The following is a 12760-nucleotide window of genomic DNA, read 5'->3' on the forward strand; positions in this document are numbered from 1 at the left end:
ATCGCCGCCGTCAGCGTCGTCTTGCCGTGGTCGACGTGACCGATCGTGCCGATGTTCACGTGCGGCTTGTTGCGCTCGAATTTCGCCTTGGCCATTGGGTATCTCCGTCGTCTCTGGGGGCTCCGCCGGGGCGCGCTTCCCTGAAGCGCGCCCGCGAGCCGTCATCCGTGGATCAGGCGTATTTCGCCTGGATTTCCTGGCTGATGTTCGAGGGCACCGCTTCGTAGTGGTCGAACAGCATGGTGAACTGGGCCCGGCCCGACGACATCGAGCGCAGGTTGTTGATGTAGCCGAACATGTTGGCCAGCGGCACGAAGGCGTTGATCGCCACCGCATTGCCGCGGGCGTCCTGTCCGGTCACCTGGCCCCGACGCGAGGTCAGGTCGCCGATGATGCCGCCGGTGTATTCCTCCGGCGTGATCACCTCGACCTTCATCACCGGCTCGAGCAGCTTCGCGCCGGCCTTGCGAAGGCCCTCGCGCATCGCGGCCCGGGAGGCGATCTCGAAGGCCAGAACCGAGGAGTCGACGTCGTGGAAGGCGCCGTCGATCAGCTCGACCTTGAAGTCGATCACCGGGAAACCGGCCAGCGGACCGGAGTCCATCACCGACTTCACGCCCTTCTCGACGCCCGGGATGTACTCCTTGGGGATCGAGCCGCCGACGATCTTGGACTCGAAGGAGTAACCCTCGCCCGCTTCCACCGGCATGATGACCATTTTCACCCGCGCGAACTGGCCGGAGCCGCCCGACTGCTTCTTGTGGGTGTAGTCGATCTCGGCCTCGTGCGAGATGGTCTCGCGATAGGCGACCTGCGGGGCGCCGATATTCGCTTCGACCTTGAACTCGCGCTTCAGACGATCGACCAGGATGTCGAGGTGAAGCTCGCCCATGCCCTTCATGATGGTCTGGCCCGACTCGATGTCGGTGGAGACGCGGAAGGACGGGTCCTCGGCGGCGAGCCGCTGCAGACCCTGGGACATCTTCTCCTGGTCGGCCTTGGTCTTCGGCTCGATGGCCAGCTCGATCACCGGATCGGGGAAGGTCATCGTCTCCATGACCACCGGCTTGGCCGGATCGCACAGGGTGTCGCCGGTGGTGGTCTCCTTGAGACCGGCCAGCGCGATGATGTCGCCCGAGCCCGCCCAATCGCTCTCTTCGCGATTGTTCGAGTGCATCATCATCATGCGGCCGATGCGCTCTTTCCGACCCTTGGTCGAATTGAGCACGGAGTCGCCCTTGGAGATGATGCCCGAATAGATGCGGGTGAAGGTGAGCGAACCGACGAACGGGTCGTTCATGATCTTGAAGGCCAGGCCCGAGAACGGCGCGCTGTCATCGGGACGACGCTCGATGTTGCGGGTCTCGGTCTCGTCGTCCGGCGAGAAGCCCATGTAGGGCGGCACGTCGAGCGGGCCGGGCAGGAAGTCGATCACGGCGTTCAGCATCGGCTGCACGCCCTTGTTCTTGAAGGCCGAGCCGCAGATCACGGGGACGAACGCCATTTCCAGCGTGCCCTTGCGGATCAGACGACGGAGAGTCGCCATGTCGGGCTCTTCGCCCTCCAGGTACTTCTCCATCACCTCGTCGTCCATGTCGACGGCGATCTCGATCATCTCGGCGCGCATCTCGGCGGCCTTCTCGGCGAGCTCGGGACGAATGTCCTGAACCACCCAGGAGGCGCCCAGATCTTCGCCCTTCCAGGCCCACTCCTTCATGGTGATCAGATCGACGTGACCTTCCAGCTCGGCCTCCGAGCCGATCGGGCACTGGATCGGCAGCGGGGTGGCCCCGGTGCGATCCTTGATCATCTTCACGCAGTTGAAGAAGTCGGCGCCGATCTTGTCCATCTTGTTGACGAACACGATCCGCGGGACCTTGTAGCGGTCGGCCTGACGCCAGACGGTCTCGGTCTGGGGCTCGACGCCGGCGTTGGCGTCCAGCACGCAGACCGCGCCGTCGAGCACCGCCAGCGAACGCTCGACTTCGATGGTGAAGTCGACGTGGCCGGGGGTGTCGATGATGTTGAACCGGAACCGAGCCTCATCGGGCGTGTCGCCGTAGATGCCGGTCGGGTTCACGCCGTCTTCGGTGCGGAACCAGAACGTGGTGGTCGCGGCCGACGTGATCGTGATGCCGCGCTCCTGCTCCTGCTCCATCCAGTCCATCGTCGCGGCGCCGTCATGGACTTCGCCGATCTTATGGGACTTGCCGGTGTAGTAGAGGATGCGCTCGGTCGTCGTGGTCTTGCCAGCATCGATATGCGCCATGATACCGAAGTTACGGTAGCGCTCGAGCGAGTATTCGCGGGCCATCGGTCTCGTCCTGGTTCCGAAGGTTTAAGGCAGGATTACCAGCGGTAGTGGCTGAAGGCCTTGTTGGCCTCCGCCATCTTGTGCGTGTCTTCCCGCTTCTTGACGGCGGTGCCGCGGCCGTTGACCGCGTCCAGCAGCTCGTTGGCGAGCCGCTCTTCCATGGTGTTCTCGTTCCGCTTGCGGCTGGAATCGATCAGCCAGCGGATCGCCAGGGCCTCGCGCCGCTCGGGGCGGACTTCCACGGGGACCTGGTAGGTCGCGCCGCCAACGCGGCGGGAACGGACCTCGACGGACGGCTTCACGTTGTCCAGCGCCTCGTGGAACGCTTCCACGGGCTGGCGGCGAAGCCGGTCCTCGACGCGGGTGAGCGCGCCGTAGACGATGCTTTCGGCGGCGGACTTCTTGCCGTCGTACATCAGGTTGTTCATGAACTTCGTGAGAATGCGGTCGCCATACTTGGCGTCCGGCAGGATCTCACGCTTCTCGGCGCGGTGACGTCGCGACATGTCTCAGATCCTCACTTGGGCCGCTTGGCGCCGTACTTGGAACGGCGCTGCTTCCGATCCTTCACGCCCTGGGTGTCGAGCACGCCGCGGAGGATGTGATAGCGCACGCCGGGAAGGTCCTTGACGCGGCCGCCACGGATCAGGACCACGGAGTGCTCCTGAAGGTTGTGACCCTCGCCGGGGATGTAGGAGATCACCTCGAACCCGTTGGTCAGACGAACCTTCGCGACCTTGCGGAGCGCGGAGTTCGGCTTCTTCGGAGTCGTGGTGTAAACGCGCGTGCACACGCCCCGCTTCTGGGGGCAGGCCTGCAGATGCTGGGCCTTCTGGCGCTTCGGTTTGGGCTGCCGGGGATTCCGGATCAGCTGCTGGATGGTCGGCATCGGGCCCTGACCCTTTCGCTGCTTCCCTGATCGCGCCGGTCTCGACCCTCTGGCCGCGGCGCCAAAAACGACGTTGCGCGCTCCGCTTTGGGCGAAGCACGAATGACCGCATGACCCCGTGGCCGGGGCCCTGCGGCGAAATCCAGAGGATCGAGGCGCGAGGCCCGGATCTTGACCGCCAATCGTCGGCATTCTGGTCAGGCCGCAGACACGACTCGCTGCGACCGGAGTGGGCGGAACCTACGCAGGGTCCGGGTAGCTGTCAACAGGCGCTTTACGGCTTCGCGACAGCGGCATGGCGGCTATGCGGCGCGCGTCAGGCCCCGTCAAAATCCTCAACGTTTTCATATAGTTGCCGAACGGCATCGGCAAGCGCCTCGTCGATCTCCGAAAAGGCGCGGGCGATCTCCGTGGCCTGGGCCGCGTCATCGGTGAGGGAAAGCCGGCTCAGGGCCGCGATCCCGTCGAGCGTGCGGGCCAATTCCCGCTCGAACTCTTTCAATCCCGGAGCGTCTGCCGCCGTGAAGGAATCGCCCCCCCCTGTCGAGGGCATCGTGAAATACGCCATGCTATTGTCCCCGCCGCGCCGGGCAGCGGCCCGTTCCAGTGTGCGTTGTCTCTCAAGGATACATCCATGGAGTAGTCGCGCAACAGGCGATTTCTGCTCCGGAAGTATTCCAACTAGTTGACCCGAAAACGGAAACTTCCGCTCGGGAAAATTGTTTTTCGGAGTCGATTTCGTGAACAAAAAATGACTTGAACCTCGAAACGCATCGCGCCCGAACCGCGAAAACGGTCCGGGCGCGTGCTGGATCGGCGCCTGCGGCAGGCCCTGCCCCGGGTCGGACCCGGGCCAGGGCGACGGCTTATTCCTCGCCGAAGCCGGCGTCGGAGGCGGGGGCCGGGATCGGCTCGGGCTCGGGCGCCATCGCGGCGGCCTCGGCGGCGGCGGCCGCGGCCTCCGCTTCCTGCGCCGCGATGATCTTCGCGTCGCGATCCGAGGCCACCTTCTTGACGCGGGAGGTCGCGCCGCCGGTGCCCGCCGGGATCAGACGGCCGACGATCACGTTCTCCTTCAGGCCCACGAGCTTGTCACGCTTGCCCTGCACCGCCGCCTCGGTCAGCACCCGGGTCGTCTCCTGGAAGGAGGCGGCCGAGATGAAGGACCGGGTCGACAGCGACGCCTTGGTGATGCCGAGCAGCACCGGCTGACCCTGCGAGGGCTTGCGGCCCGCCGCGATGGCCTTCTCGTTGACCTCGTCGAACTCGACGCGGTCCACCTGCTCGCCGGCCAGGAAGGTCGTCTCGCCCATGTCGGTGATCTCGATCTTCTGCAGCATCTGCCGCACGATCACCTCGATGTGCTTGTCGTTGATCTTCACGCCCTGCAGTCGGTAGACGTCCTGCACCTCGTTGATGAGGAAGTCGGCCAGCGCCTCGATCCCCATGATGCGCAGAATGTCATGCGGCGCCGGGTGGCCGTCCATCAGGTACTCGCCCTTCTGGATCTGGTCGCCTTCCTGCACCGCGATGTGCTTGCCCTTGGGCACCAGGTACTCGACCGGGTCCATGGTTTCGTCGAGCGGCTCGATGGTGATCCGGCGCTTGTTCTTGTAGTCGCGCCCGAACTTCACGATGCCGTCGATCTCGGCGATGATCGCATGGTCCTTGGGACGCCGCGCCTCGAACAGCTCCGCCACCCGCGGCAGACCGCCGGTGATGTCCTTGGTCTTGGCGCCTTCGCGCGGGATACGCGCCAGCACGTCGCCGACCCGGATGTCCTGCCCGTCCTCGATCGACAGAATGGCGTCGACCGACATCGGGTAATGCGCCGGGTTGCCGTTGCCCAGACGCACCGGCTCGCCCGTCTCCGGGTCCATCACGATGATCTCGGGCTTCAGCTCGTTCCCCTTGGGGGCCGAGCGCCAGTCGATGACGATGCGCTGGGCGATGCCCGTCGCGTCGTCGGTCTCCTCGCGCACCGAGATGCCCTGGTTGAGGTCGACGAACTTCGCCCGGCCCGCCTTCTCGGCGATGATCGGCAGGGTGTAGGGGTCCCATTCCGCCAGCTTCTGCCCGCGGGAGATCTGGTCGCCCTCGTTCACCAGCAGACGCGCGCCGTAGGGCAGCTTGTGGGTCGCCCGCTCCACCGGGATGGCGCCGCGGCGATCCATGATGGCCAGCGTCACGTTGCGGCCCAGCACGATCTCCGCGCCGTCCTGATCGGTGATCAGGTTGCGGTTGCGGATCTCCAGCACGCCCTCCTGGCTCGCTTCCATGAACGAGTTGTCGGTGACGTTGGCCGCGCCGCCGATGTGGAAGGTGCGCATGGTCAGCTGGGTGCCCGGCTCGCCGATCGACTGCGCCGCGATGATGCCCACCGCCTCGCCTTCGTTGACGATGGTGCCGCGGGCCAGGTCGCGCCCGTAGCACATCACGCAGACGCCGTCCTGCAGCTCGCAGGTCAGGGGCGAGCGGACGTGGATGTTGAGCACCCCCGCTTCCTCGATGGCGTCGACGTGATGCTCCTCGATGATCATGCCCTCGGGGTGGATGACCTCCCCGGTGATCGGGTTGATCACGTCCTCCAGCGGCGCGCGGCCGAGGATGCGCTCGCCCAGCGACGCCACCACCTCGCCGCCGTCGATGACGGCGGAGGCCTGGATGCCCTTGTCGGTGCCGCAATCATGCTGACGCACGATGCAGTCCTGGGCGACGTCCACCAGACGACGGGTCAGGTAGCCCGAGTTCGCCGTCTTCAGCGCGGTGTCGGCCAGACCCTTCCGGGCGCCGTGGGTGGAGTTGAAGTACTCCAGCACGGTCAGGCCTTCCTTGAAGTTCGACGTGATCGGCGTCTCGATGATCTCGCCCGACGGCTTGGCCATCAGGCCGCGCATGGCGGCCAGCTGGCGCATCTGGGTCGGCGAGCCGCGGGCGCCCGAATGGGACATCATGTAGATCGAGTTGGGCTCGAGCTCCCGGCCCGCGTCGTCCCGCTTGACCGAGGAGATCTCGACCATCATCTCGGCCGCCACCTTGTCGGTGCACTTGGCCCAGGTGTCGACGACCTTGTTGTACTTCTCGCCCTGGGTGATCAGGCCGTCGAGATACTGCTGCTCGAACTCCTTCACCAGCTCGCGCGTCTCGTTGACGATCGGCCACTTGGTGTCGGGGATGACCATGTCGTCCTTGCCGAACGAGATGCCGGCCTTGAACGCCTCGGTGAAGCCCAGCGACATGATCCGGTCGCAGAAGATCACCGACTCCTTCTGACCGCAGTGGCGGTAGACGGTGTCGATGACCTCGCCGACCTCCTTCTTGCGGAGCAGGCGGTTCACAAGGTCGAAGGGGGTCTTGGCGTTCAGCGGCAGCAGCTGCCCCAGCCGCATGCGGCCCGGAGTGGTCTCGAAGCGCTTGATGACCTCCTCGCCGGTGTCGGCGTCGATCTGGCGAACCCGCGCCTGGATCTTGGAGTGCATGTGCACGAGGCCGCCCTGCAGGGCGTGCTCCACCTCGTCCATCGAGCCGAAGACCATGCCCTCGCCGGGCAGGCCGTCACGGGCGATGGAGATGTAGTAGAGCCCGAGGATCATGTCCTGCGACGGCACGATGATCGGCTTGCCGTTGGCGGGCGACAGCACGTTGTTCGTCGACATCATCAGGACGCGCGCTTCCAGCTGGGCCTCAAGGCTCAGCGGGACGTGCACGGCCATCTGGTCGCCGTCGAAATCCGCGTTGAAGGCCGAGCAGACCAGCGGGTGAAGCTGGATCGCCTTGCCTTCGATCAGCACCGGCTCGAAGGCCTGGATGCCCAGACGGTGCAGGGTCGGCGCGCGGTTCAGCAGCACCGGATGCTCGCGGATCACCTCGTCGAGGATGTCCCAGACTTCCGGACGCTCCTTCTCCACCAGCTTCTTCGCCTGCTTGACCGTCGAAGACAGGCCCTTGGCGTCGAGGCGCGAATAGATGAAGGGCTTGAACAGCTCCAGCGCCATCTTCTTGGGCAAGCCGCACTGGTGCAGCTTCAGCTCCGGCCCGGTCACGATGACCGACCGGCCCGAGAAGTCGACGCGCTTGCCGAGCAGGTTCTGGCGGAACCGGCCCTGCTTGCCCTTGAGCATGTCGGCGAGCGACTTCAGCGGGCGCTTGTTGGCGCCGGTGATGACCCGGCCGCGGCGGCCGTTGTCGAACAGCGCGTCGACGGATTCCTGCAGCATCCGCTTTTCGTTGCGGATGATGATGTCCGGCGCCCGCAGCTCGATCAGCCGCTTCAGACGGTTGTTGCGGTTGATGACCCGGCGATACAGGTCGTTGAGGTCCGAGGTCGCGAAGCGGCCGCCGTCCAGCGGCACCAGCGGGCGCAGCTCGGGCGGGATCACCGGGACGACCGTCATGATCATCCACTCGGGCCGGTTCTGGGACTCGAGGAAGTGCTCGACCAGCTTCAGCCGCTTGATGATCTTCTTGGGCTTCAGCTCGCCGGTGGCTTCGCTCAGGTCGATGCGCAGCTGCTCGGCGGTGGAGTCCAGGTCGATCTCGGACAGCATCTCGCGGATCGCCTCGGCGCCGATGCCGGCCCGGAAGGCGTCCTCGCCATACTGGTCCTGCGCGTCGAGGTAATCCTCTTCCGACAGCAGCTGACCGTGCTTCAGGTCGGTCAGACCCGGCTCGATCACCACGTAGTTCTCGAAGTAGAGGATGCGCTCAAGGTCGCGCAGCGTCATGTCCAGCATCAGGCCGATGCGGGAGGGCAGCGACTTGAGGAACCAGATATGGGCGACGGGCGCGGCCAGCTCGATATGGCCCATGCGCTCGCGACGCACCTTCTGGAGCGTGACCTCGACGCCGCATTTCTCGCAGGTGATCCCGCGATACTTCATGCGCTTGTACTTGCCGCACAGGCACTCGTAGTCCTTGATCGGCCCGAAGATCCGGGCGCAGAACAGACCGTCCCGCTCCGGCTTGAAGGTCCGGTAGTTGATCGTCTCCGGCTTCTTGATCTCGCCGAAGGACCACGACAGGATCCGCTCCGGCGAGGCCAGAGTGATCTTGATCTCGTCGAACGTGCGCGGCGCGGCGACCGGCGCGAAGACGTTGCTGATTTCCTGGTTCATAACGGTGCTCCGTCAAAGGGCCCGAAAGAGGGGACGTCCCGGGCGCGCCGCGGAGGGGGATCCGCGGCGCGTCGTCATCGGGACGCTCATTCGCTCTCGGAGTCGCTGTCCAGCAGCTCCATGTTGAGACCCAGGGACCGGATCTCCTTCACGAGCACGTTGAAGCTCTCGGGCACGCCGGCCTCGAAGTCGTCTTCGCCCTTGACGATCGACTCGTAGACCTTGGTGCGCCCGGCCACGTCATCCGACTTGACCGTGAGCATCTCCTGCAGCGTGTAGGCGGCGCCGTAAGCCTCCAGGGCCCAGACCTCCATCTCGCCGAAGCGCTGGCCGCCGAACTGGGCCTTGCCGCCCAGCGGCTGCTGGGTGACGAGGCTGTAGGGCCCGGTCGAGCGCGCGTGGATCTTGTCGTCCACCAGGTGATGCAGCTTCAGCAGATACTTGACCCCGACGGTGACGTTGCGGGCGAACTGCTCGCCGGTCCGGCCGTCGAACAGCTCCGACTGACCCGAGACATGGAACCCCGCGCGCTCCAGCGCGTTGTTCACGTCCGGCTCCTTGGCGCCGTCGAAGACCGGGGTGGCGATCGGCACGCCGCGGCGCACGTTCTCGGCCGCTTCGAGGAACTCCTCGGCGGTCATGTGCTCGGTCTCCGCGTCGAACACCTCATCGCCATAGGCGTGACGCATCTGATCGCGAACCGGCTCCATGTCGCCCGAACGGCGATAGGCGTCGATCGCCTCGCCGATCTGGGCGCCGAGGCCGCGCGCGGCCCAGCCCATATGGGTTTCGAGGATCTGCCCCACGTTCATGCGCGACGGCACGCCCAGGGGGTTCAGCACGAAGTCCACCGGGGTCCCGTCGGCGAGGAACGGCATGTCCTCCTCCGGCACCACGCGGGAGATGACGCCCTTGTTGCCGTGACGGCCGGCCATCTTGTCGCCCGGCTGCAGCTTGCGCTTCACCGCCACGAACACCTTGACCATCTTCATCACGCCCGGCGGCAGGTCGTCGCCCCGACGCACCTTCTCGACCTTGTCGTCGAAACGGCTGGTCAGCACGCGCTTCTGGGCGTCGAACTGCTTGTTCAGCGCCTCCAGCTCCGAGGCCTCGGCCTCTTCGGCAAGCGCCAGCTGCCACCACTGGCCGCGGCTGAGCGTGCCCAGCAGCTCCTCGGTGATCTCGGCGCCGGCCCGCACGCCCTTGGGGCCCTTCACCGCGGTCTTGCCGAGGATCAGGTCCTTGAGACGCGCGTAGATGTTGCGCTCCAGGATGACGATCTCGTCGTCCCGGTCACGGGCCAGACGGTCGATCTCCTCGCGCTCGATCTGCAGGGCGCGCTCGTCCTTCTCGACGCCGTGCCGGTTGAACACGCGCACCTCGACGATGGTGCCGTGATCGCCCGGCGGCAGGCGCAGCGAGGTGTCGCGCACGTCCGAGGCCTTTTCGCCGAAGATGGCGCGGAGCAGCTTCTCCTCCGGCGTCATCGGGCTTTCGCCCTTCGGCGTGATCTTGCCGACGAGGATGTCCGCCGGCCCGACTTCGGCGCCGATATAGACGATGCCCGCTTCGTCGAGATTCCGCAGGGCTTCTTCACCCACGTTGGGAATGTCGCGGGTGATCTCCTCCGGCCCGAGCTTGGTGTCGCGGGCCATCACCTCGAACTCGTCGATATGGATCGACGTGAACACGTCGTCCTTCACGATCCGCTCGGAGATGAGGATGGAGTCCTCGTAGTTGTAGCCGTTCCACGGCATGAACGCGACGAGCACGTTCTTGCCGAGCGCCAGCTCGCCCAGGTCGGTCGAGGGACCGTCGGCGATGACGTCGTTGGCGCCGACCCGGTCGCCCACCTTCACCAGCGGACGCTGGTTGATGCAGGTGTTCTGGTTGGAGCGCTGGAACTTGCGCAGACGGTAGATGTCCACGCCCGGATCGCCCGGGTCCATGTCGTCGGTGACGCGCACGACGATGCGGACCGCATCGACCTGGTCGATGATGCCGCCGCGCCGCGCGGTGATCGCCGCGCCGGAATCCCGCGCCACCACTTCCTCGATGCCGGTGCCCACATAGGGGGCCTCGGCCTTCAGAAGCGGCACCGCCTGACGCTGCATGTTCGAGCCCATCAGCGCGCGGTTGGCGTCGTCGTTCTCAAGGAACGGGATCAGCGAGGCCGCGACCGAGACGAGCTGCTTGGGCGACACGTCGATCAGGTTGATGTTCTCGCGCGGGGAGAGCATGAACTCGCCGCCCTTGCGGGTGGACACCAGGTCGTTCTCGAACCGCCCCTCGTCGGTGAGCTGCGCGTTGGCCTGGGCGACCGTGTAGCGCATCTCCTCCGTCGCCGAGATGTAGATCACCTCGTCGGAGACCTGCCCCTCGATGACCTTCCGGTAGGGGGTCTCGATGAAGCCGTAGCGGTTCACGCGAGCGAAGGACGCGAGGCTGTTGATCAGACCGATGTTCGGGCCTTCCGGCGTTTCGATCGGGCACATCCGGCCGTAATGGGTCGGGTGAACGTCGCGCACCTCGAAGCCCGCGCGCTCACGGGTCAGACCGCCCGGCCCGAGGGCCGAGAGACGCCGCTTGTGGGTCACTTCCGACAGCGGGTTGGTCTGGTCCATGAACTGCGACAGCTGGGACGAGCCGAAGAACTCGCGCACCGCGGCCGCCGCCGGCTTGGCGTTGATCAGGTCCTGCGGCATCACCGTGTCGATATCGACCGAGGACATCCGCTCCTTGATCGCGCGCTCCATGCGAAGCAGGCCGACGCGGTACTGGTTCTCCATCAGCTCGCCGACCGAGCGCACGCGCCGGTTGCCGAGATGGTCGATGTCGTCGATCTCGCCGCGGCCGTCGCGCAGTTCGACCAGCGCCTTGATCACCGCGATGATGTCTTCGCGGCGCAGCGTGCGCTGGGACGGATCGGCGTCCAGCTGCATGCGCATGTTCATCTTCACGCGGCCGACCGCGGACAGGTCGTAGCGCTCGGAATCGAAGAACAGCGAGTTGAACATGGTCTCCGCGGCGTCGACCGTCGGCGGCTCGCCGGGGCGCATGACGCGGTAGATGTCCAGAAGCGCCTGCTCCCGGTTCATGTTCTTGTCGACGTCCATGGTCTTGCGCATCCACGGGCCGATCGACAGGTCGATGTCGAGCGTCGGGATCTCGTCGAAACCGGCGTCGAGCAGCTCCTGCACGTTGTCTTCGATCAGCTCGGAGCCGGCCTCGATATAGATCGCGCCGGTTTCCTCGTTGATCAGGTCGCAGGCCACGTAGCGGTTGTAGATCGTCTCGAACGGGGCCAGCGTCTCGGAGATGTCGCCACGCTCCAGGATCTGGTTGATCCGGCGCGGGGTGATCTTCTTGCCGGCCTCGAACAGGACCTCGCCGGACGCGGCGTCGATCACGTCATGGTCGGGCTTGGTGGCCTTCAGACGCTCGCCGCGGAACGGGGTCGCCCAGCCGTCCTTGACGCGGCGATAGGGGACCGTGTCGTAGAACTCCTCCATGATCTGGTCCTGGGTCAGGCCCAGGGCGTAGAGCAGGGAGGTGACGGGCAGCTTGCGGCGGCGGTCGATGCGCGCGAACACCACGTCCTTGGCGTCGAACTCGAAGTCCAGCCAGGAGCCGCGATAGGGGATCACGCGGCTGGCGAACAGCAGCTTGCCCGAGGAATGGGTCTTGCCCTTGTCGTGGTCGAAGAACACGCCGGGCGACCGGTGCATCTGGGAGACGATGACGCGCTCGGTCCCGTTCACGACGAAGGTGCCGTGCTTCGTCATCAGGGGCATGTCGCCCATGTAGACGTCCTGCTCCTTGATGTCCTTGACGGACTTCGCCTCGGTGTCCGGGTCCACCTCGAAGACGATCAGGCGCAGGGTGACCTTCAGCGGCGCGGCATAGGTCATGTCGCGCTGCTGGCACTCCTCCACGTCGTATTTGGGGGGCTCGAGCTCGTAACGAACGAACTCCAGCACCGCGGTCTCGTTGAAATCCTTGATCGGGAACACCGACTGGAAGACGCCCTGCAGGCCCTCCCCGTCGGTCGGCTCCACGCCGTCGCCGCTGTTGAGGAACAGGTCGTAAGACGACTTCTGGACCTCGATCAGGTTCGGCATCTGCGCGACTTCGCGGATGCGACCGTAGCTGCGGCGAATGCGTTTGCGAACGGAATGCGTCTGGGCCATGCTCAACCTCTGCCTTCAGCGTCGTCAGCCGGCGGGGCGACCGGCCGCGACGCGTCCGCAATGGGCGCGGATCCTATTCCACGCGAGCGTCCCACGGCCCGCGACCCGGATCCCGCGCGTCCTCCGGGGCGTCCTGGAAAAGCCGGACCGGGGCGCAGACCTGCGCGGCGGGGCTCTTCGAGGGCGCCCGAGACGACGCTCGGACCGCTCCAGTCCCCCCCCTTTTCGCCGGGCGGTCCTGAAACGCGTCGCC

7 protein-coding genes are annotated in these 12760 nt (G+C 65.8%); all 7 read right to left on the reverse strand.

Annotation, left to right across the window (positions count from 1 at the left end; all coding sequences use genetic code 11):
- A partial coding sequence (locus tag BLV24_RS15445) for a GTP-binding protein (RefSeq protein ID WP_018590913.1) occupies positions 1-95 on the reverse strand: 95 nt, incomplete at its 3' end.
- 77 nt (positions 96-172) lie between these two features.
- Positions 173-2314: an elongation factor G gene (gene fusA, locus BLV24_RS15450; RefSeq protein ID WP_092683413.1), complete on the reverse strand. Its 2142-nt coding sequence runs from the start codon at positions 2312-2314 to the stop codon at positions 173-175.
- Positions 2315-2349: 35 nt separating this feature from the next.
- Positions 2350-2820 carry a 30S ribosomal protein S7 gene (rpsG, locus tag BLV24_RS15455; protein ID WP_092683415.1) on the reverse strand — a complete coding sequence of 157 codons (471 nt, stop codon included), beginning with the start codon at positions 2818-2820 and terminating at the stop codon, positions 2350-2352.
- An 11-nt stretch (positions 2821-2831) separates the two neighbouring features.
- The gene (rpsL, locus tag BLV24_RS15460; protein ID WP_092683417.1) at positions 2832-3203 is read right to left on the reverse strand and encodes a 30S ribosomal protein S12; all 372 of its coding nucleotides are present in this window, start codon (positions 3201-3203) and stop codon (positions 2832-2834) included.
- Positions 3204-3519: 316 nt separating this feature from the next.
- On the reverse strand, positions 3520-3771 hold the full coding sequence (locus BLV24_RS15465) for a hypothetical protein (RefSeq protein WP_092683419.1): 252 nt from the start codon (positions 3769-3771) through the stop codon (positions 3520-3522).
- 298 nt (positions 3772-4069) lie between these two features.
- The gene (rpoC, locus tag BLV24_RS15470) at positions 4070-8317 is read right to left on the reverse strand and encodes a DNA-directed RNA polymerase subunit beta' (protein ID WP_092683421.1); all 4248 of its coding nucleotides are present in this window, start codon (positions 8315-8317) and stop codon (positions 4070-4072) included.
- 86 nt (positions 8318-8403) lie between these two features.
- Complete coding sequence (gene rpoB / locus BLV24_RS15475; RefSeq protein ID WP_092683424.1) at positions 8404-12507, reverse strand: DNA-directed RNA polymerase subunit beta; 4104 nt, start codon at positions 12505-12507, stop codon at positions 8404-8406.
- Positions 12508-12760 lie beyond the last annotated feature (253 nt).

This window comes from Albimonas donghaensis (genome assembly GCF_900106695.1).
Classification (GTDB): Bacteria; Pseudomonadota; Alphaproteobacteria; order Rhodobacterales; family Rhodobacteraceae; genus Albimonas; species Albimonas donghaensis.